Here is a 21,777-nt window from a genome sequence, read left to right on the forward strand (position 1 = left end):
TTGGTTATAAGCTACCGTTCCCCTGTTTGCCATCCGGTACTTGGATGGTGCCCGGAACTCAGTCGCATAGCCGCATTGATCTCCGGCCCCTCGTAGATCCGGACGTGCGCCGTTAACGCATCCGGCTCCCAGATTTCACCTGCCTCCGCTACTCTTCAACTCGCGGTCCATCGCGATCAAGTCAGTTAAACGTTTGGGACTCGCCAGCGGATGAAGCTCCGTAAAGCGAGTGAAATGTCCCCAGTTCACATAGCTGTTCTGACTCCGGCGACTCAAGTGTCGCTTGGCCATCCGACGAACCTTCTTGCGGAACACTTCCAGCATCGGCCAATTATCATTGATTCCGTAATACTGGTAGTGACCACGAAGTTTCATGTTTAGGACAGGCCACATCTCGCCGATCGGTGTCGACAGCTGATGGTGTAACCAAAGTCGCATCTCTCTCAACTTGATGCGCAACTTCTTGCTGGACGTTTTCCTTTTCAGTTTGAACTTACCTGCTCGACTCTGGCCGCAGTAATGAGTAAATCCAAGGAAATCGAAAGTGCCCGGAGCGCCTTCGCCCTGCCGCTGGCAGTCGCGACGGGCAAAGCGTCCGAATCGTAGCAACTTCGTCTTCTCCTCGGCGACTGTCAACGAATATCGGCCCAATCGCTTCGGTAACACCGCTTGGTATCTCCTCGCATCCGATTCCAACTGAAAGCAGCCGATGAAATCGTCTGCGAAGCGCATTAAATACGCCTCGCCGTTGAGCCTCGGCTTAACTTCCCGCTCGAACCAGTCGTCCAACACGTAGTGTAAATACACGTTGGCCAGTAGCGGGGATAGACTGGCGCCTTGGGGGACGCCTTCTTCGGTCGCCTGCAATTGACCATCGATCATGACGCCCGCTTTCAGGTATCGCTCGATCAGTCGAAGCATCTGAGGGTCGCTAATTCGCTTGCGAAGTAGCTCAATCATTTGCTCGTGACCGACATTATCAAAGAATCCTTTAATGTCGGCATCACTAATCCAGTTCACCTTCCGCAAGCTAATGATCCCACCAAGAGTCGCTAAGGCTTGGTGACAAGATTTCCGGGGACGATAACCGTACGAAAAGTCATAAAAGTCGACCTCGTAGATTTGTTCCAGAATCATTACCATTGCGCGTTGGACAAGTTTGTCCTCGACACATGCGATACCCAGTGCTCGCGTTTTCCCATCCCCCTTGGGGATATTCTTTCGCAAGCTAGGCTGCGGCCGATAGCTGCCACGATGGAGGCGTCTGAGCAAGTCATGAAGGTTTGCTTCAAGGTCTTGTTCATAGTCTTCTACCGTGACGTTGTCGACTCCTGGAGTCTTACCTCGTTTAAGTCGGCGAAAAGCGAGCCACAATAGCTCATGATTGAGCATCGAGAAGAGGTTATTGAAAACTTCTTCCGGCTCCGCTTTCGCTCGTTGAGAGGTGCGATCCAGCCGAGTTAGCACCGAGGTTCCGTCACTGAGTACGGGCGGTGCCCGGTCTGGATCGCGTGATATCCCAGCCGCCTTCCCTACACCGGCATTACCCGGCTTTTCGCCTTCCGATTGGCCTTCGGCTGGCTGCGGTACTATTCGGCTGTCCGATCCCCTGAGAGTCGTTTGTCTTCGTCGCTTATTCCACTTCTTAGACATACTCAACCGTTCAAACTGGGATGTTTGGGTTCGATTAAGAACCTCAGGGTGTCACTGGTTGCCTGATTGACATCATGTGTAGCGCAAATGGGGCGCCGACTCCGGGTCTCTTCACACAGCTCGCCATAATCGCGGTGTAAAGTATTGCCTTAGGGCATGCACAAGCCTTGGGCAGAATCCAACAGTTACAAAATTTCGGAGCTAATCCCGTTCACAGTCACAGGGCTACCTGCGATCCGTTCATCCTCACTACCTTTCTGTTTACGCTTCAACCGATGCTTTCGGGGAGGGTTCTGTTTGAACACAAACAGATAGCTTCTTAGGTCCCTTATACTTCGGCTGCAAAACTCGATACTGGGCGTGTGGCTAGCACTTACCCAGGCGGGCTCTACCCCCGCTTGTCAATCAGACCTTGCCAGTCCGCACGTGCATCGGTTGGTTCTGCCTCTTATTTGAGCCAGCCGGTGACTCGCGTTACGGCAATTTCTTGGTTAGCGTCGAATGGATTCGGATCAGGAGGACCATCAAACACATCGCCGAGCGGCAACAAGACACCGCCATATACCAGGTGAGGAACCTTTACCGTAGCAACAACTTTGTTACCCACCGATAGATCAAACTCACCCTTCGACCACATTCCCCAACGCGTCGCAACGTAAATCTGGTCATTCTTGCCATTGTCGAAAACGCAAAAATGCAAATGTTCGGTCAAACGATCGTTGCGTTCATCGTCAGCAAGACGTGTGAAGATCACGCGGCCAACGTTGTTGGTGTCCTGTTTCGGTGTGTCGTCCGCCCGGTTGAGAGCGGCAGGTACAAACAAACACACGGCGGCGATCAACGCAGTCAAGGTCAGCTTAATTCGCACGCTTTTCTCCTTGGCAGAACGTCGGTGGTCACGGGGCGACCACCAGAAAACATGAACTCAAAACGGACGGCGCGGTCGCTCCCGTGCACCACTTGGTTCTGCCTTCATTCTATTCACCTGACATGACGAGCAAGTACTGCTGTCCAATCGCGAGTGCTGGGAGACAAGAGATTAACGTGAGCACCGCTATACAGATCATCAAAACTCGACAATTTTTCCCCGACATGAAGGCTCGGATGAAACCCAATAATCCAACGACGAGCGACACACATCCAAGCCCGAATGATGCGGTCAGTTCCGTCGGATGAAGCACGATTTGGTAGCCGGGTTCCTGTCTTATCTCTACATCGCGAAGACCGTAGAACATCATCGCCCACGAAATCGCCCCAAGCACTCCGACCGCTACCGCACTACAAGTCACGAGTCGCGTCAGCGATCGGACTCGTCCCTGCGGCGGGGATGAAGACGATCGGTAGGGATTCGTCACAATGTCTTTCATTGGCAGAACGACGGCGATCACCTCGCCCGAGCGGTTGAGGTAGATTTGAAAAATCGGAGTATGGCGAGGGCTGGGGTGGATCGCATGGTTCCCGGCACGCGCCACGATCCGGAGCGCATCCGGGCCCGCCAATTCATTCCATTACGGTACCGTAGTCCAAACCCGCTTGCAATCATTTCTGAGTTCCGGGAGCCCAATTGACTTTATTGCGAGCATCTTCGCCTGGTACGGCAGTGGAAAATTTAATTGGAGGTATCTCGCGAGCAACTTCGGCAGCATCAGGTTCGTCCGGAAAGGACGCAGTTGGCACTGGTTCAACCGATAGCAAGTTGCGAGGCAAACGCATCGATCCGTACTCGAGGCTTGTTCGCGCGCACCAATCATCGAGCATGAGCTTTCAATGGACGATTGTAGAGAGACCAAGTTCAGGCCCGAAGAGCTTGTAGTAGCCAGAACTTGATCTGACATGTTTTACCCAGATTACGCACTGGGCTGTAAGAGCTGGTCGAGCATTTTCTGTTCGGCCAGTTTCTTCGAGTCATCGAAAGTTTGTCTCGGAGTCTTCCCGAAACAGAATCTTCCGCTATGTGGTCGTTCTTCGTTGTAACTCCGCATCCTTGCGTCGAAACGCCTAGTGCGGACCCGCATGCTAGGTGTTGTGGGAGGGGTCCCGGGTAACCAGGCTCCTATCCCGATTCCCATGGTTATGTGGTACCGCTAGCGATCGATTATCTGTTTCTTCCATTCATTGAAGTCTACTGCAAACTCATCGTATCGACTATTGGTAGCGCTTTGCATACGCTTGCCGAACGTTCGTTCGCGTGACGCGATAAGCTCGAATATCGCGGCCTCTCCATAAGTGTCGCGCAGATAGTTCATCACTAGAAATCCGTCATTGTAGGGATCAGTAACGTTCAGACCAAAATCTGTATCGATCGAATCAGGCAGCAACTTCAGCCGTTCGTAATAGACCTCCCGTCCATCCGTGCGCCAGTAATCGGTCGAATGAAACACGCCAAAATATTCTTCTATTCCCTGAATAAACCAGTTTGGACCACGAAATCTTCCGCCCTTGGACCACGCGAGCAATTCAATGAAAATCGGCGATATCTCGTGAACCAATAGCTTGTCAAAAAACTTTCGATCCTGCGGATGCCCGCTGCTCGAAGAGACGCGACCATCGTAAGCAGCCGGACCAGGCATGCGAATAGTGCCCCGATAGCCCCGCTGGCCACGGTTGTCAAAAGTTCCACCGACGAGTGAGACGTATCCAACTTGGACCGAGTCACTATTCTTCGGATGCAGCTCAAGCACGATTTGGCTGGCATCGGCGAGAGTCACATCGACGCCAGCCGCTTTGCAAAAAGAACTCCTAAACTGGCTGAGAATTTCCTTCACCGATTGAAGTTCCGCTTCATTCTCGGAAGTGTAGCGTATCTCGTAAAATTGGTGCGTCGCCGTCAGCCATTCCTGGGCCGCGACAGTGGCTGGTAGCGCGAAGATGGTAAGTAGGGCGACTGCAAATAGTTTCATTTGTGCCACATAACGGTTGCGATCACCCCGCCCGAGCGGCAGAGGTAGATCTGAAAAATCGGAGTATGGCGAGGGCTGGGGTGGATCGCATGGTTCCCGGCTCGCGCCACGATCCGGAGCGCATCCGGGCCCGCCAATTCATTCCATTACGGTACCGTAGTCCAAACCCGCTTGCAATCATTTCTGAGTTCCGGGAGCCCAATTGACTTTATTGCGAGCATCTTCGCCTGGGACAGCAGTGGAAAATTTAATTGCAGGTATCTCGCGAGCAACTTCGTCAGCATCAGGTTCGTCTGGAAAGGACGCAGTTGGCACTGGTTCAACCGATAGCAAGTTGCGAGGCAAGCGCATCGATCAGTACTCGAGACTCGTTCGCGCGCACCAATCATCGAGCATGGGCTTTCAATGGACGATTGCAGAGAGACCAAGTTCAGGCCCGAAGAGCTTGACGCCGGGAACGCCTGCGATATGCGGGCCATCGAATCACTGGAACAGTCAAGGAATCCTTTACAGTTGGAATTACCAATGAACGCAAAGAAATCAGAAAAGCCAGATGGCTCCGTATCATCGCATTGTTCCCCTGCTCTCCGTTGCATTGCCTTCGATTGTTTCGGAACCGTGTTTGACATGGCAGGCGTTAGCCGTGATGAAATTAGCGAATCTGTCCAGCACGTTCGGAAGAACGATTTTACTTCGTATCAGTTCCCGCAGTCGTGGTGGGAGTTGTCGCTGCATCCAGATGCAGCCGAGGGGATTAGACTGTTGCAGCGATCGCAGTACAAGTGCGTGACACTAAGCAACGGGGCAGCGAATCTACTGGACACTGTTTCGCGAAATGGCGGTGTATTTTGGGATCGGATCATCGACCTAGCCAAACATCGTGTTTACGAGCCGCACGTAGATGCCTACCGAACGGTTGAGAAGGAAACGGGATTCAAGCCGAAAGAATGTTTGATGGTCACAGCGAATCCGACGTTTGGCGACATCGAAGGATCGGCTGCAATCGGGATGCCGTCGCAAGTGATCCGTCAGCCGGACGGCCCGTCGAACATCATTGAACTGGCGTGGCGTCTGGAACGATAAGTCAGGGGAACGGTTGCGATCACCTCGCCCGAGCGGTTGAGGTAGATCTGAAAAATCGGAGCATGGCGAGGGCTGGGGTGGATCGCATGGTTCCCGGCTCGCGCCACGATCCGGAGCGCATCCGGGCCCGCCAATTCATTCCATTACGGTACCGTAGTCCAAAACCCGCTTGCAATCATTTTTGAGTTCCGGGAGCCCGATTGACTTTATTGCGAGCATCTTCGCCTGGTACGGCAGTGGAAAATTTAATTGGAGGTATCTCGCGAGCAACTTCGGCAGCATCAGGTTCGTCCGGAGAGGACGCAGTTGGCACTGGTTCAACCGATAGCAATTTGCGAGGCAAGCGCGTCGATCAGTACTCGAGGCTTGTTCGCGCGCACCAATCATCGAGCATGAGCTTTCAATGGACGATTGTAGACAGACCAAGTTCAGGACCGAAGAGCTTGACCCGGGAACGACGGCGTTGACCGGGCCGCCACAAATCAACATTGACTTCAAAACCGACGCGATCGGCGGCTCCGCGTCCAACGCTTGGTTCGCCGAGCTCCGTAACGAATAACTACTGCAATCGGTGATAAACAATTTCGACGGCCTTTGCCTCCATCCCGTCTGGGTGAATGTTGTACGCTGTGATTTTCAGATTCTTGTCGTCACGTAGTTGGTATTCCGTACGCCATTTCCAGCGAGGCTTGTCAGGCCCCACTTCGTACTCACCAGTGACTGCGAAACCATCCTGAACCTGTTTGCCTTCCGAAAACATGATCGCATAGTTCATGTGGAAGCTGTCGATCCACGAAATTTGAAACGATTCACCAATTTCATTGAACGCGATCAGTTCCTCCCCTTCTCGCGGCTTTCCTTTTATGAAGCCATTGTATCTATGGCGGATGAATCGTCCGTCGAGCACACCAAGGAACTCGCCTGCAACTTTGGATTCGTCGCCAAGTTTCCCAGGCTCAAACCACGTTCGGCAGGTTCCCTCCCATTTTCCAATTAGGTTCTTGAGAATCTGGTCGGGGGGCATTTGCGAATCTTCTGAAACTGGGGATTGGCCCACGTTCGATATATCCTGAGCGTCGACAAGGTTGGTGAGAACGAATACGAGCGAAAGAAGGAGCAACACAGTCTTCTTCATTGTGTACCTTTCTAGGCGAACGGCCGCGATCACCCGGTCGCCGCGAGCGATTCTCCATTTAAGAAACGCGCCGTCGGCGACTCGGCGTGCAGTACGCCCAACATGGGCGTGATCTTGTGGGGTGCAAGTCCCCTGTACTCAGTTCCGGTTTCTTTCACGACGAGGCAGTATACCAAATGTAACTCCGAAGAAAGACAGTACGAGGCGAGGGCAACTGCGGAAGGGTGACCGACCGTGGAAAGGAAGCCTGCGAATGTGCTCGTGAAGTTAGCTCCGGTGCGGGGAACGTGCGGTTCGACGATGACTGAATCGGACAAGGTTTCCCCGGCCAAGACGTGCTAACCGCATTTACGCCAAGACCCGCCAGGTGACGAACAGAAATCCGATATGAGGCCGACGACTCGAGGTGAGTGGGCTGCTGACCACGAAACCGAACCGGAAGAACGAGCGCAGGTAGATCGGGCACTTGGGCGGGGACAGATCACGTGTCGCGGGGCGATTACATCAAACCCCGACGTCCCTTATTTGGGGAGGGCTTCATCCTGTGTCCGCCAGTAGAGCTTGCTCCAACGCGGGGTGGGCCGTGGTAACACGAGCCCACGATTGAAGTCGGCAGCAGAGGGCATAGTAGCGAACCGCCGAAGCCAACGGCGACATGAAGGCCTGAACGTCACAAGACAAGGAACGAACCACCGATGAACTCTGACCAGCCGAACGAACCGGCGAAACAGCTCTCCCTCTGGGAAGAGTTTGTGGAGCAATCGCAAAACATCCAGCGTGATGATTCAGCTCAGGCGTCCATCGAGAAGTCAGCCTTGGACGAAAGCCACGCTTTGATGGAAGAGATTGTTGACGAAGGCACGATCGAGGCGGCTTGGGCGAAAGTCAAAGCAAACCGTGGAGCCCCTGGCCCCGACGGCGTCACGATCGAAAACTTTCCTGAGTGGTTCCGACCACAATGGGAAGGCATCCGTCAGCAACTCCTCGATGGAACGTACCGTCCCCAACCGGTACGGCGCGTTAGCATCGATAAACCCGATGGCGGCACGCGAGAGCTCGGTATTCCAAACTTGCTCGACCGTTTGATACAGACTGCCATTGTGTTAGTCCTCACCCCGATCTTCGATCCGGACTTCTCCGAGTCGAGTTTCGGCTACCGACCTCACCGCTCGGCTAAAGATGCAGTCAAGCAAGTGCAAAAGATCATTCGAGGTGGTCGTCGTCGATGCGTCGATATGGATCTATCGAAATATTTTGACAGAGTCAATCACGATATATTGATGACACGCGTGGCCCGCAAGGTCCACGACAAACGCCTTTTGAAACTGATCGGACGCTACTTGAGAGCCGGTGTGTTGGTCGACGGCTTATGCCAACCCAGCGAAGAAGGAACTATGCAAGGCGGCCCGTTGTCACCACTGCTTTCGAACATCTACTTAGATGACTTGGACAAGGAGTTGGAACGACGAGGGTTGCCGTTCGTGCGGTACGCAGATGACTTCGTGATCTTCACGAAAACAGAAGCGGCGGCGCGGCGTGTGTACGGGAGCATTGAACGCTTCTTGACCGACCGATTGAAACTGTCCGTCAATCACAACAAGAGCCAAGTCCGCAAGACGGATGGGCTTGAGTACGTGGGTTACGAATTTCGTGGCTACGGCGGCCAGATCCGGGTGAGCAAGAAGAAGCTCGCGACTTTCAAACAACGTGTCTCGAAGATCTTTCGTAGAAACCGAGGCGTGTCGATGAAGTCACGTTATGCAGCGTTCCGTGCTTATGCTCGTGGTTGGTTAGGCTACTTTGCGTTGGATCAAGTGAAGACAACGTTCACCAACTTAGACAAATGGATTCGTCGTCGGGTACGCGCCTGTTACTGGAAGCAGTGGCGGAAATCGAAGACCCGGCTGAAGAATCTGATGTCGTTGGGCTTGTCTTATCGTGTCGCTCGTGGCTTTGCGATGAGCGGCAAGGGTCCCTGGCGTCTTTCCGCGACGTCGGGTGTCCAACGAGCTTTATCCAACGAGTACCTAGCCGCCGAGGGCTTGTTTATTCTTGAAGAGCGCTGGCTATCGCTTGCATCCTTGCGTCGAAACGCCTAGTGCGGACCCGCATGCTAGGTGTTGTGGGAGGGTCCCCGGGCAACCGGGGCCCTATCCCGATTCATTTTGTTATGCCGTGGTAGCCGACCCCATGCGTTGGCACGTTTGTCCGTAATCGAAAATCCCCACGAGCTGGATCCCGAAACCACGTCCCGTACTCTGAGTATTTGATCTCAACGTTGTTAGTTTGCACGACAGATTTGTCTGATGTTCCGGCCTTCATCCGAATGTTGTTAGCAATGCGACATTCCTTGCCGTAGTTCTTTACCACGATCCATGGCGGCCCTGGAAACTGCGTGTCGAAGTCCACCACGGTATTGTTTTCGATTCGCACATTCTCAGCGTTGTAGACCGATATGCCGTGAAAGTGATCGGCGACAATGAGGTTGTTCTCAATGACAAAGTCTTTGAACCTCCCGTTGAACATTCCGATCCCCTGAACTCCGCTACGTCCGCGTCTTAGATGCAACTGATTCGGATCTGTATGGGCGTAAAACTGATTGCCTCGTATCGTCACGCCAGTGATCGTGCCAGTACCTGGTTTTCCATCCTTCCCGGTGGACCAGGACTGAAGCATGTCGCAGTGGTTGTCGTTGATGACATGAGCGTTTCGGACGACGTTATTCTCGAACAACCCAAAGTCGCCGAGCGCTCGAATACCATCCATGCAGAAGTTCTCGATGGTATTGCCGATGGCACGCACGTGGGTCGCTGGTGGATAAACATTGATTCCGTCGGCAACACTCTTGAGACGGTTGCGAAGCAAATGCACGCTTTTCCCGCTGCGAACTCGAATTCCATCACCGGCGTTTCGAGTCCATTCTGCGGCAGTCCACTTAGTGGAGTTTCCGAAATCGATTTCGCAATCCTGTACGATCGTCCGATCCGCAAGGATATTCACGGCGACCGCGCCGCGCGCCGGCTTTATCAGCAGATGCGAGAATGTCCATGGTCCGCCCTGGCCGACGTGAATTCCGCGAATGGTGGCCATTTGGCTGGGATTCGCTGAGCGAACTTCGACGGCCACGCCTGTCTTTGGTAGTGGCCCGCAATCAATGTCGCCAACTCGGATACGTCCTCCCGAAATTGACACCATTCCGAAAGTCTTTGGCTGCAATGTGACAATGTCGCCGTTCTGGGCATTCGATAGAGCCACACCAAGCTCACGGTCCGTTGAGACAACGTCCTCAGCATTGCATGAGGTTGCCGTTCCCCAAAACACTACGAAGTAACACAAAACGTTTCGCATCTATTGGTCCAGTAAATTTAGGATTCGGCATAACACCACCGATCACGGAGCGGCCGGTGAAAAGTTTGAAGTTCCAAAATAGCGTCTTGGCCGCTGCCGTGGATCGGATAGTTCGTCGTGTCCCAACGGCGACAGTTCAAACGAGTTTGGCCGGATGTCATTGTATCGAACGTGGGCGAACCAGTGTTCAACGAGCGTTGATTCAGTCCTGGATTCGGGTCGGGGACGGGCGTTGCAGCACCGACGAACGAATTGCGATCTATCCGCTGGTCAGGCTTTAAAAAAGCCCAACTTTTGTTGGGCTCTTTGCCTGACTTGCGGATAGATCGTGCGTTGAACTTTGTCGTAAAAACTCATTCTAACGCGTAGTAGTTGTGCAGTTCTAGTCCTGGAAGCATCGGTTGAATTGCCGGCCGAGTGGTGGGCGTGGCTGTCGGGTGATATGCACGTTCGAAGATGTTTTCCAGGTACCAGGCGTTAAATCCAGGCCCAAACTTACCGTCCCAGAACTTTTCGTCGTCTATTTCCAACGATTTTCGGTACCAACCTGGAAGATGCGTGCTACGTTGACTCAGCGCTTCCCGCCACGATGGACGGGACCTGCTAGCGACTAGCCGCAGTGCCACTTCGCCACACGCTGGGCAGTTGAGTTTTGTGTCAGTGTCCGTGTTAGATTCTTCTTCATCTGTCAGTGATTCGGCTGGCGACGCTGGCGTGGGCTGCCCCGAAAGTCCCGCCGCAGCACGTAGCTGGGTGCTGCACTTTGCTTGGTAGATCGTTCGTCGTTTGTTAGTCCAGCCTCCCATGTAGCGTGTCTTGGTTAATTGGTTCGGTTGGATGTGTAAACACCAACGCCGCACGAACTCGATTGTGCTGAGTGTCACGGGAACTTGAACCGCTTCGCCCCCTTGAACTTTCCCTTCACGTGCCAAGAAGGTCACCTGCTGTTCGTCCGCCGTTACGATTCGCGAGTCGCTGATTGGCCCGCCCGTAAGGTAACGTGTCAGATAACGAACCAAATCGTTGGGACCGCTGGAACTGGCCGGGGGCGGTTGAATAAAGCTGACCCAGTCGCGTGCGCTAAGATGCTCAATCAATTTGTCCCAGCCTTCGTCGGTGCGCAGATCCCCGAACGTTGGCTCGACGTCCAACTTTAATTTGCGACGCGTTCTTAATCTCTGCAAGTGGGAGATCGCCGCTTTGCGAAAGGCCACTCGAAGGTTAATTGCGTCGACCAGGTAATGATTGTCGCTCAAGCCGCTATCCGGCGGCGCGGTACTGGTCTTCCATTGATTGTTGCGAACGCCAGGTCCTGAACCGGGGACGAGCGCGTGTACGTGCCAATGAGCTTCGAGCTTTTGATTCCAAGTATGTAATACCATGATCGCTGCGGGTTCGTATTGTTGTTCGCGGCGAATCGTTCTATTAAGACCTTTCCAAGCAGCGGTGAATAAGAGATTTGCCAGCGGTTGTCGGTTGGCAAGGGCGATGCGAGAGAGTTCACTCGGCAGGGTGAAGACAACTTGATAGTAGTCGACTCCATCGATCAGCAGTTTACTGGCCCTTTCGCTGAAGTCGAATCGTTTGCCACCACTGCATCCTGGGCAGTGGCGATCGCCGCATGAATTCGCCACGATGCAGGTTGAGTTGCACGCTTTGCATCGATACTCGTGACCGCCCAGTGCCGGTGTGCGGCAAAGTGTTAGCTTTGCCAGCACGCCCTGTACTTGCCAACTGGCACCGCCTTCGCGGTACCGGTCAACGAATTGTTTCGCACCGATCCTAAGAATCTCTAGAACACTTAGCTGCTTGCCTCCGGTGGCTGGCTGCCTGGTTTGTTGTTCTTCTGATTGTTGTTCTCGGCTGGTGGCCGATAGGTGGGCAGTTGTTCGACCGGTAGCCAATCCAGTGGACTCGGGGTAGATAGCATGTGTTCCCTGCGACAATGGAGGTAGACCATCGTCGTCGCAAAGCTCGCATGTCCCAGGAGCCGGCTGATCGTCAACAAGTCGACTCCGGCTTCGAGTAGTCCGGTCGCGTAGGAGTGTCTCAGGGTGTGAGGTGTGACGTTCTTGTGAATCTTTGCCAAGAGGGCTGCTTTCTTGATCGCTTTTTGGATCGACGTGTCGGCGTATGTCTTGTCTGCCGAGTTGCCCGGAAAGAGAAGCGACTTGGGTTTGTAGCGTTTCCAGTAATCCCGCAACTCGCTCAGTAATCGCGGCGAGAGGGGAACGATTCGGTCCTTGGCTCCCTTGCCGTGAGTGATCCGAATCTGCATTCTCTGGGAGTCGATGTCGTGGACTCTTAGGTTTGCCGCTTCTGAGAATCTCATCCCGGTTGCGTAGAGAGTCGTTAGGAAGACTTTGTGTTTGTGGCACGTCGTGCATCGTAGTAGCTCGTCGACTTCATGTCGGCCGAGGACCACAGGTAGCGTTTTGGGTCTCTTTCCAAACGGCACCATGGTGACCGGCCAATTGACTCGGATGGTATGTGTGTAGAGGAACCGTAACGCGCAAACGGCCTGATTGAAGCTGCTGTAAGCAAGTTTCCTTTCTTCGATTAGGTGGAGCTGGAAGGCTCGAACGTCTTCCGGGGTCACGCGGTCCAGCGGCTTTTGAATAAAGTCGGCGAACTTTCCCGCGTGGTAGGTGTAGGCATCGATGGTCCGAGGTGCCAAGTTGCGGATTTTCATATCCTGAGCGAGCCGAATCGTGAGCGGGCAGGGTCTTTTTTCGTGGGGAGTCATCATGGTATTCCCAATTTGAGGCGTGCTGCAGTGACACGAAGTGTGTCGATTGCTTGAGAAGCCCATTGCAATTGCCGTCACAGAAAGCGCAACCTCTTTAATCGTTTTATTCGTCAAGCGGTCAAAATAGGTTGCCGAGAGAATCGTTAGATTCGTTAGCGTGTGTTGGTGGTGTCGCTGATACCGATTCTGCTGGCGCCAAGCTGGGAGCTGCTTGTCTCGCGCCAGCGAAAAAAGAAAGAAAGGAAAACAGCCGGCGCAGCCGCTCGCAAAATTTTGAATGCCCCCGCCCGCGCCGAGTCCTGAAGGTGGCGCTGAGTTCAAGGGTATGAATGAGGGAGATAAAGAGAGCCGCGGGGGAGTTGAAGAGAGACCGGGGGACTGTTTGATTGCCCGGCTGGCATGGATGCCAGCATCGTCCCACGCAGGAAGCGTGCCGGCATTGGCCAGGGCAGCGAGTGCCCCATCGCCTTGCCGAACCCCGTCAACTCACCGCCCCAGTGCTGTCACCACGCGCGAGCAATTCGATTAAGTTCAACGTCGGCGTTGACCGGGCCGCCGCCAATCAACATTGACTTCAAATAAGACGCGATCGGCGGCTCCGCGTCCAACGCATTGTTATGCCATTGCCTTTCATTCGCTCGGCTGCAGGGCCAAGTGAACGCCGACCGGATCGCGAACAATGGCGTATTTTGGCTCGACGAATTCCTTGACGACCTCGCCGCCGCCTTCATTGACGCGACGAACACTCTCCTCAAAATCGCCAACCGGCAAATGTATCAGCCACACAGATGGAATATTAATCTGCTCACCACGGAGCTGGACGATCTCTGCAGCAATAGTCTCGTTGTCAACCTGCATTTCAAACTTCACGGCAAGCTCGTCGCTTTTTTGTTCTTCGATGGACTTGGCTTTCCATCCGATCACGTGTTGATAAAAGTCCCGACTAGCCGCAGCGTTTGGAACGGTAAGCGAAAGCCATGAGATACAGCCTTGCCGCACATCCTGTTGCGCGGAATCAAAATTGCTAGGAACAACTGGAATGATCCCAAACGCCGCACCATCGGGATCAACTATACCAGCCCATAGGCTTTCGCCATCGGCGTCTTTGCCGTGCATGATTTCGTTGCCGCCTAAGTCAATCGCACGCGCTGCGCTGGCGGCAACATTTGCGACCTGAAAGTGGGGAAACCACTGCAGCGGCAATTTATCGTATTCGGGAGTGCGAGCGCCTAGGCCGATTACGGGACTGCCGAGGTTGTTCAGCAAATCATCGCGCCAGAGCGGGACGTCACCGGTCGTGAGGACCTTCGAATAGAACGCGAGTTCACGCTCATGTTCAGGTACGGCAATATCAGCGCTTAGAACACCGCCAACATCGTATACAGATGGTCTTCGCATGCTTCGACTTCAGGGTTTCTTTAAGCCAATTGGGAACGATTGATGGAATTAGTTAGACTAGTCGGCATAACGTCGGCGATCACCCCGCCCGAGCGATTGAGGTAGATCTGAAAAATCGGATTTTGGCGAGGGCTGGGGTGGATCGCATGGTTCCCGGCTCGCGCGCCGATCCCGAGCGCATCCGGGCCCGCCAATACATTCCATTACGGTACCGAACTCCAAACCCGCTTGCAATCATTTTCGAGTCCTGGGAATCAGATTGACTTTATTGCGAGCATCTTCGCCTGGGACGGTAGAGCATTAGTTCATTGAAGGTATCTCCCGAACAACTTCGGTAGCATCACGTTCGTCCGGAGAGGACGCATTTACCACTGGTGCAATCGACTGCAAGTTGCGAGCAAACGTATCGATCAGTACTCGCAACTTCTGCGCGAAACAATCATCGAGCATGGACTATCAATGGACGCTTGCAGAGAGACCAAGTTCAGGCCCGAAGAGCTCTCCGCCGGGAACGATTGCGATCACCTCGCCCGAGCGGTAGAGGTAGATCTGAAAAATCGGAGTATGGCGAGGGCTGGGGTGGATCGCATGGTTCCCGGCTCGCGCCACGATCCGGAGCGCATCCGGGCCCGCCAATTCATTCCATTACGGTACCGTAGTCCAAACCCGCTTGCAATCATTTTTGAGTTCCGGGAGCCCGATTGACTTTATTGCCAGCATCTTCGCCTGGTACGGCAGTGGAAAATTTAATTGGAGGTATCTCGCGAGCAACTTCGGCAGCATCAGGTTCGTCCGGAGAGGACGCAGTTGGCACTGGTTCAACCGATAGCAATTTGCGAGGCAAGCGCGTCGATCAGTACTCGAGGCTTGTTCGCGCGCACCAATCATCGAGCATGAGCTTTCAATGGACGATTGTAGACAGACCAAGTTCAGGACCGAAGAGCTTGACCCGGGAACGCTACCCGTCACCTGGCCGGGCGAAAAAAGCAACCATTACCAAAACGGCATTTCCCGGCTCCGGTGCAGTAGTACGCCCAACATGGGCGTGATCTTGTGGGGTGCAAGTCCCCTGTACTCAGTTCCGGTTTCTTTCACGACGAGGCAGTATACCAAATGTAACTCCGAAGAAAGACAGTACGAGGCGAGGGCAACTGCGGAAGGGTGACCGACCGTGGAAAGGAAGCCTGCGAATGTGCTCGTGAAGTTAGCTCCGGTGCGGGGAACGTGCGGTTCGACGATGACTGAATCGGACAAGGTTTCCCCGGCCAAGACGTGCTAACCGCATTTACGCCAAGACCCGCCAGGTGACGAACAGAAATCCGATATGAGGCCGACGACTCGAGGTGAGTGGGCTGCTGACCACGAAACCGAACCGGAAGAACGAGCGCAGGTAGATCGGGCACTTGGGCGGGGACAGATCACGTGTCGCGGGGCGATTACATCAAACCCCGACGTCCCTTATTTGGGGAGGGCTTCATCCTGTGTCCGCCAGTAGAGCTTGCTCCAACGCGGGGTGGGCCGTGGTAACACGAGCCCACGATTGAAGTCGGCAGCAGAGGGCATAGTAGCGAACCGCCGAAGCCAACGGCGACATGAAGGCCTGAACGTCACAAGACAAGGAACGAACCACCGATGAACTCTGACCAGCCGAACGAACCGGCGAAACAGCTCTCCCTCTGGGAAGAGTTTGTGGAGCAATCGCAAAACATCCAGCGTGATGATTCAGCTCAGGCGTCCATCGAGAAGTCAGCCTTGGACGAAAGCCACGCTTTGATGGAAGAGATTGTTGACGAAGGCACGATCGAGGCGGCTTGGGCGAAAGTCAAAGCAAACCGTGGAGCCCCTGGTCCCGACGGCGTCACGATCGAAAACTTTCCTGAATGGTTCCGACCACAATGGGAAGGCATCCGTCAGCAACTCCTCGATGGAACGTACCGTCCCCAACCGGTACGGCGCGTTAGCATCGATAAACCCGATGGCGGCACGCGAGAGCTCGGTATTCCAAACTTGCTCGACCGTTTGATACAGACTGCCATTGTGTTAGTCCTCACCCCGATCTTCGATCCGGACTTCTCCGAGTCGAGTTTCGCAAAACGCTCTATGAATCCATCGAGCAGCTCCAAGCGGATGTCGATGAATGGATGCGGAGTTACAACGAAGAACGACCACATAGCGGAAGATTCTGTTTCGGGAAGACTCCGAGACAAACTTTCGATGACTCGAAGAAACTGGCCGAACAGAAAATGCTCGACCAGCTCTTACAGCCCAGTGCGTAATCTGGGTAAAACATGTCAGATCAAGTTCTGGCTACTACATTTTAGGGTAGACGGATTTTAGTTTGCACCTTGCGTCGTCGATTTTCATTTGCCAGTCGACGCTGCGCTGAGTGCTGTTCACATCCTCTGACCAGGCTGCAATTTCTCGCTGCAGGATTTCCAGTTCGCCGATTCGACGTCCTGCGACACATTGCCGAGTCATGCTGCTGAGTTCGTTCTCCGCAATATTCAACCAGCTACCGTGTTTGGGCGTGAAGCAAAAATCAATTCGCCGAACGTAGGAGCGGGCTCGTTCAGGTTCAAACGCTTCGTAGAAGGCACCGATCGTATGGGTGTTCAAGTTGTCGCAAACAAGTGTGATTCGTTCGCATTCTGCGTATCTCCCATCCAGAAGCGAGGCTACTTCCTGAGCCCAATCGAACTTTGTCCGCTGATCACGCGCGGTTGCCTGACGCCAGCCACCAAGAGGTTCGCAGAACATGAAAATCGAAGCAGTGCCGTTGCGCTCATACTCATAGTCAACTCGCTGTGGATGGTCTTTGGTCGCCGGGATCGGTTGCCGCGTCTCCTTGATCAGTTGCACCGGTTGCTCATCCATGCAAATCACCGGTTGCGAAGGATTGTACGGCTTTTCGTACGTTTCAAGCACATTTTCCATGTGGGCAACAAACTCAGCGTCACATTCCGGTGGGATTACCCAGTACTCGATACTGCGATTGGTCATGCGATTTTTTTTAGCGTTTGACGTACCGTTTCATGGCTGACTTTTTCCACCACTTCCAACTCCACGACCTTTCGAGCCAACAACCGGAGCGTCCACTTTCCATAGCCTTCTGGTGGTGAACCAAGTCGCATTGCAATGATTTTCGCCTCTTCGCTTCCATCGAGCAGTTTCTTTGCCCCAGCGGTAGGCGATGGCTTTCGATCAAGCGTTTGCTCAAAACCGAGTTCAACGAATCGTTGCCTGATATTCTCGACTGTCTTTGTGCGACAAGAAAAGGCGTCGGCAATTTGAGCATCCGTCCAAGCCGGACCATCCGCATCGGCCTTCAGTAGCACTTGAGCCCGGCGAACCTTCTGGCCAGTCCCCTTGAGTTTGCCGATAACCTCCGCACATTCTTTCCGTTCCGCATCCGACAAACGAACGATATACTTCTTCTCACTCATCACAAAACCCTCCGTGGATTGAATTTGGCTTCGTGAATGAGCGCAGATTTTTCAATTCGACGCAACCCTAATTTTTATCCCTGACAAAGCACTAGTTTAAAGTTGCGACTCGTTGCGTGTCCACGGTACGCTTGTATCAGTGAAGCTTGCATAATGAGTCGGCAACGGAACACGCCACTAATTATCACCGGCTGTCACATCACTCCGTCTGCTCGCGTCGAAGGTCTTGGCTCAGGATCTGCCCAAACGAGGTTCGGATCAATTGATGCGCGAGCCCTGGTCTTACGTCACAACCAGTTCTCCAAGGCCGAATTCAAATCGTTCGGCAATGCTGGCTAATATCACGGGAGTAGAACATTTCGGTAGTCGTGTCGTCCTTTCGGACGCCAAATTGCGGCAGGTGCATCGACCGAACGCTCGAAGCCTGTCGCGAAATTCGCGTCGGTGTCTGTTTAAGTTGGATACCGAGGCGCCGAACGAAAATCACCATGCTGCTCCGGTTTCATCGACCGGAGCTAGCAAAGCCACATCACCCAAAGTCGACCACCGGTGCAGGTATATTGTCCGATGACGCCATCGATCATAACCCAAGACACACCCACCTGAGCGCGCTGGCCAAATCGCGTATGTATCAAATTGACTACATATGTCTGTGGATTCTTGGGAAACCCATAAACAAGTCCTTAGATTGTTGCTTCGGTGTGCTCTCCGTCTAGACAGCGATGCATATTACCTGCTTCGCCACAGGGTCAGCGGGCGACGCCGACTGAAGACCAACCCGAATGATGTCTTCGGTAGAGGGAGTCACCATGATCGCTCTGTCAGTTTTGGGAAAGTGAAAGGTCAAAGTACTCTTTCCATACAGAATACGCTGGACGTTCTCTCCCGCTTTCGTCGAGCAAACCACAATCGCGCCAAGCCATAAAGAGTTCGGGCGCATTTGCTTTGATCTTATCCCACAGAGCGTCGTAGTCCTGATGCACAAAGCTGATTACGAACTCGAATTCGTGCTCTTGGGCCAATGCCAGTAGCTTTCGATAATAGGCCTCCTGCTTCTCTGTGGTTCCTTCGATTACGACATTGGCTTGCGGCAGGGGTAGTCGCTCCGCTGCATCATTGGTTTCGACTATTGCAAATGGCTTATCAAAAGATTCGAACTCCGTAATCATCCAGTCGAGCGCCATCAAGCGGTCATTGTCTTCCACGAAGAAGGGGTAGTAGCTAGCTGCGACCAAGTCGTTGTAGGGCATCAATTCCTTCCAGTCTTTGAGCATATCCCCTTGTTTTTTGAACATGTTGTGAAGCGTGCAACTCGCGAAAATCGGCAGGTCTGGATGGTGCTTTTTGATTTCCTCGTACACGTGCTGATGCAGTGCAACGTAAGCTCGCCAGACTGTCGGCCCACGATCGTGGATTTCGTTGGTCTCGATTCCGATGGCGAGATAGTCAGGCTTGAAGAATTTGATCGCTCGGCGGCAGTAGCTCAAGAATGCCTCTTGCACAAGCGGATCATCGTACTGCTTCCCGTTCAATTCGGCCGGCAGCGGCGCGGCTTTCTCCGCCATTTTCAATTCGCCGCGACCTGGGGAGATGGCAAGATAGACTTTACCGTTCGGTGGCGTCGCTGAGCGCTTCCCTTTCCATTCTTCGAGCAACTCATCCGAGAACGGCTCGTCGTGGAGTGATTCGGCCCAGGGTACGCCTTCGATGTGGTGTGCCAGAATGTCTCCGTTCGCTCGCACGAATTCACGCGAAGCAGTTACGGCCTCCAAATGTGTCGTAGACAAACCCAGTGAACCCCATACGGAACCTTCTGGGTGCCGTCACTTCCTTAGCGACTTTGCCAGGCGCGGCTTTGACATCCTTCGGATTTGCCACCGCGCGCCGCAGGACTATCAATAAGTTGTCTGAGTTTTTGGTCGAAAACTGCTGAGGACGCGGATTTCCTCCGGAAGATTGACACAGCTCGAGCTTGTCACCATCGAGCCTGTAAATGCCCTTTTCCGTTCCTGCTCTTCCTTCGGTTGTCGAGTCAATCTCGTTCGGCACATTGATTGCGTTGATTCGATAAGTCCCATGCTCCACACGTCCGCCCGGCAGCGTAAATATCTTCTTGCCCCCATCGTCGAAGACGAGCTTCGCGCCCGCGAGTCCGGGTACCGCTGTTCCGGCCATTTCGACGGAGACCACACGCCAACTTCCGGCAAGTTCATTTGTCTGGGTGATGCTCAAGTGCGTGTTGAACCAAGACACAGCTTCCTTGAAAGCCGCGTCTTGACTGCCCTCCAGACCGTGGCCAGCATCTTGATATACAATCAGCTTCCGTTGAACATTTTCTCGCTCGAACGCTTCATCAATCCACATTCCGTGTCTGGGTGGCACCAGCTCGTCCTTTCCGCCCATGATCACCAGGGCTGGAGCGTCGTCGGGAGAAACATGTGCGAGCGGCGAGTACAATTCTGCCTCCTTCATGTCGAGATTGAGGGCCGGGAAGTTACGGTATGCTGGCAGTGATTCGGACGCGTCCCAAACGGCGACCCGCAAATCGGTTGGCGGAACGAACGCAACAACCGCAGCCACTCGACTGGGTGCCTTGTCAAGCTCGCTCGTCCCATTCGGGTCACCATCGTCCCCGGTTGTGCCCAACACCAGTGACAAGTGACCACCGGCGCTCATACCAAAAACACCCAAGCGATCCGCGCTGATGTGAAAGCGATCGGCGTTCCGGCGTACGAACCGCACCGCCGTCTGTACGTCAGACACGGCCTCTGGAATCGTATAACGAGGACTACTACCATGCCGCACAGCGAACACGATGAACCCTTCATCCAAAAACGGACGGAAGAACGGTTTCATTTGCTCAGGCGGTGCCCATTTTGAAACCCAGCCGCCACTTACCATGAATAACACTGCGGCACCGTTGGCTTTGGACTCTGGTCGATACAAGTCCATCGTCAGGGCTAATCCGTCCTTATGACCGTACACCACGTCGGATTCGAGTGTGGGCTGGGGCTCCTCACTATGTAGACGAGATAGCGGCGCAGGGAGCGTCATTGCCAACAGAACGGCTATAAATTGCATCGTACGAATCATGATCTGTACTTTGTTCAATCGTTGGTATGCTTCGGAATCTAACCGCTGACGATAATGGGTCTTGCGTGAGCAGCACGTCTGACGCGCAGCGTCCCGGTGGCATAATTCAGCGAGCAGTTTTGCAGTTCGTGCAAGCGACTGGTAGCGCCTCGGAGCGACTTTCCGATTCATACCTTAGCAGAAATTGGGACGGCCGATGTCGCAGGGGTTGAGCAGACCGATACAAGTTCGGATTGCTCACTGATCCGGTCGGTTTGTCCAACCTCGGTTGCGTCTTGGCATAGAAATTCTTTTCGGGCAGTGGCAGCTAGGCGTGTTGGAAGCTCTGGCTCCCGGGTTCTGCAATGGATACGTTACAATGAGGGGATGAGCGATGTCACCAGAATCCTGTCGGCCATCGAATGCGGTGACCAGAACGCTGCAGACAAACTGCTGCCGTTGGTCTACCACGAGTTGCGAAAACTGGCGGCGGCGAAGCTGGCGAGGGAGAAGCCGGGCCAGACGCTGCAGCCGACCATGTTGGTTCATGAAGCGTATGTGAGATTGGTCGACGCCGATCAGCCGCAGCAGTGGAACGGGCGTGGCCACTTCTTTGGGGCAGCCGCCGAGGCGATGCGGCGGATTCTGGTCGAGAAGGCGAGGCGAAAGCAAAGTCAAAAGCATGGCGGCCACATGCGGCGCGTTGAATTGGATGTGGCGACAGCTGCGATTCAGGAGCCGGTCGAAGATCTGCTGGCTTTGGATGAAGCGTTGACGCAGTTCGGGCTGCTGTGGCCCGACAAGGCAAAGCTGGTGAAGCTGAAATATTTTGCCGGGCTGACGATTCCCGAAGCGTCAGAAGCCATGGGCATCTCGACGGCGACCGCCGAGCGGCACTGGAAATTCGCCCGCGCCTGGCTGCATTCACAGCTGAAAAGCTGAGAATAAGCGGTGATTTGGGGGCTAGGAAATGTTTTCAAGAAATAGTGATGGGGT

General features: G+C 53.9%; 16 protein-coding genes and 2 pseudogenes. 5 read left to right on the forward strand and 13 right to left on the reverse strand.

Annotated elements, in window-relative coordinates:
• Nucleotides 1–135: 135 nt before the first annotated feature.
• The 4 genes and pseudogenes from ltrA (SH139x_RS26615) to SH139x_RS26630 all read right to left on the reverse strand — a co-directional run bounded on the left by ltrA (SH139x_RS26615) (nucleotide 136) and on the right by SH139x_RS26630 (nucleotide 4,562).
• Entirely contained in the window at nucleotides 136–1,467 is a 1,332-nt protein-coding gene (ltrA, locus tag SH139x_RS26615; RefSeq protein ID WP_488352283.1) for a group II intron reverse transcriptase/maturase, read from the reverse strand.
• Nucleotides 1,468–2,101: 634 nt separating this feature from the next.
• Entirely contained in the window at nucleotides 2,102–2,521 is a 420-nt protein-coding gene (locus SH139x_RS26620) for a hypothetical protein (RefSeq protein WP_488352763.1), read from the reverse strand.
• Nucleotides 2,522–3,500: 979 nt separating this feature from the next.
• Nucleotides 3,501–3,623, reverse strand: a pseudogene (locus SH139x_RS26625) (IS481 family transposase); the annotation flags it as partial.
• Between the two features lie 114 nt (nucleotides 3,624–3,737).
• Nucleotides 3,738–4,562, reverse strand: a complete 825-nt coding sequence (locus SH139x_RS26630; protein WP_488352764.1) for a hypothetical protein — start codon at nucleotides 4,560–4,562, stop codon at nucleotides 3,738–3,740.
• A gap of 618 nt (nucleotides 4,563–5,180) precedes the next feature.
• Here SH139x_RS26630 and SH139x_RS26635 point away from each other — a divergent pair.
• Together SH139x_RS26635 and SH139x_RS26640 are read left to right on the forward strand one after the other, a co-directional pair.
• Nucleotides 5,181–5,636: an HAD family hydrolase gene (locus SH139x_RS26635; protein WP_488351760.1), complete on the forward strand. Its 456-nt coding sequence runs from the start codon at nucleotides 5,181–5,183 to the stop codon at nucleotides 5,634–5,636.
• Nucleotides 5,637–6,039: 403 nt separating this feature from the next.
• On the forward strand, nucleotides 6,040–6,195 hold the full coding sequence (locus SH139x_RS26640) for a hypothetical protein (RefSeq protein WP_488352765.1): 156 nt from the start codon (nucleotides 6,040–6,042) through the stop codon (nucleotides 6,193–6,195).
• On the opposite strand, the gene SH139x_RS26645 is transcribed toward SH139x_RS26640, so the two are convergent.
• The gene (locus tag SH139x_RS26645) at nucleotides 6,196–6,804 is read right to left on the reverse strand and encodes a DUF1579 domain-containing protein (protein WP_488352766.1); all 609 of its coding nucleotides are present in this window, start codon (nucleotides 6,802–6,804) and stop codon (nucleotides 6,196–6,198) included.
• A 662-nt stretch (nucleotides 6,805–7,466) separates the two neighbouring features.
• Here SH139x_RS26645 and ltrA (SH139x_RS26650) point away from each other — a divergent pair.
• A complete protein-coding gene (gene ltrA / locus SH139x_RS26650; protein WP_488351765.1) occupies nucleotides 7,467–8,870 on the forward strand; it encodes a group II intron reverse transcriptase/maturase in 1,404 nt (467 codons plus the stop codon).
• Between the two features lie 61 nt (nucleotides 8,871–8,931).
• Here ltrA (SH139x_RS26650) and SH139x_RS26655 read toward each other — a convergent pair whose 3' ends face one another.
• From SH139x_RS26655 to SH139x_RS26670, 4 genes are all read right to left on the reverse strand, one after another.
• The gene (locus SH139x_RS26655; protein WP_488352767.1) at nucleotides 8,932–9,966 is read right to left on the reverse strand and encodes a right-handed parallel beta-helix repeat-containing protein; all 1,035 of its coding nucleotides are present in this window, start codon (nucleotides 9,964–9,966) and stop codon (nucleotides 8,932–8,934) included.
• A gap of 506 nt (nucleotides 9,967–10,472) precedes the next feature.
• A complete protein-coding gene (locus SH139x_RS26660) occupies nucleotides 10,473–12,023 on the reverse strand; it encodes an IS91 family transposase (RefSeq protein WP_488352086.1) in 1,551 nt (516 codons plus the stop codon).
• Nucleotides 11,921–12,868, reverse strand: coding sequence for a tyrosine-type recombinase/integrase (locus SH139x_RS26665; RefSeq protein ID WP_488352085.1), 948 nt, complete (start codon nucleotides 12,866–12,868; stop codon nucleotides 11,921–11,923). Before SH139x_RS26665 ends, SH139x_RS26660 begins: the two co-directional genes overlap by 103 nt.
• Before the next feature lie 630 nt (nucleotides 12,869–13,498).
• A complete protein-coding gene (locus SH139x_RS26670) occupies nucleotides 13,499–13,984 on the reverse strand; it encodes a VOC family protein (protein WP_488352768.1) in 486 nt (161 codons plus the stop codon).
• Between the two features lie 2,369 nt (nucleotides 13,985–16,353).
• Between SH139x_RS26670 and SH139x_RS26675 the strand changes: the two are divergent.
• Nucleotides 16,354–16,542 (forward strand): annotated as a pseudogene (locus tag SH139x_RS26675) (integrase core domain-containing protein); the annotation flags it as partial.
• 34 nt (nucleotides 16,543–16,576) lie between these two features.
• Here the strand turns inward: SH139x_RS26675 and SH139x_RS26680 are convergent.
• The 4 genes from SH139x_RS26680 to SH139x_RS26695 all read right to left on the reverse strand — a co-directional run bounded on the left by SH139x_RS26680 (nucleotide 16,577) and on the right by SH139x_RS26695 (nucleotide 20,802).
• Complete coding sequence (locus tag SH139x_RS26680; protein WP_488352769.1) at nucleotides 16,577–17,266, reverse strand: IS630 family transposase; 690 nt, start codon at nucleotides 17,264–17,266, stop codon at nucleotides 16,577–16,579.
• Complete coding sequence (locus tag SH139x_RS26685; protein ID WP_488351180.1) at nucleotides 17,263–17,709, reverse strand: helix-turn-helix domain-containing protein; 447 nt, start codon at nucleotides 17,707–17,709, stop codon at nucleotides 17,263–17,265. Before SH139x_RS26685 ends, SH139x_RS26680 begins: the two co-directional genes overlap by 4 nt.
• Nucleotides 17,710–18,530: 821 nt before the next feature.
• Nucleotides 18,531–19,496 (reverse strand): hypothetical protein, encoded by a 966-nt coding sequence (locus SH139x_RS26690; protein WP_488352770.1) that lies wholly within the window; start codon nucleotides 19,494–19,496, stop codon nucleotides 18,531–18,533.
• Complete coding sequence (locus tag SH139x_RS26695; RefSeq protein ID WP_488352771.1) at nucleotides 19,456–20,802, reverse strand: TIGR03067 domain-containing protein; 1,347 nt, start codon at nucleotides 20,800–20,802, stop codon at nucleotides 19,456–19,458. The genes SH139x_RS26690 and SH139x_RS26695 overlap by 41 nt, the downstream gene beginning before the upstream one ends.
• A gap of 366 nt (nucleotides 20,803–21,168) precedes the next feature.
• Between SH139x_RS26695 and SH139x_RS26700 the strand changes: the two genes are divergently transcribed.
• Nucleotides 21,169–21,723, forward strand: coding sequence for an ECF-type sigma factor (locus SH139x_RS26700; RefSeq protein WP_488352772.1), 555 nt, complete (start codon nucleotides 21,169–21,171; stop codon nucleotides 21,721–21,723).
• Nucleotides 21,724–21,777: the final 54 nt, after the last annotated feature.

Source organism: Kothea flammea, from assembly GCF_052161645.1.
Classification (GTDB): Bacteria; Planctomycetota; Planctomycetia; order Pirellulales; family Pirellulaceae; genus Laterigemmans.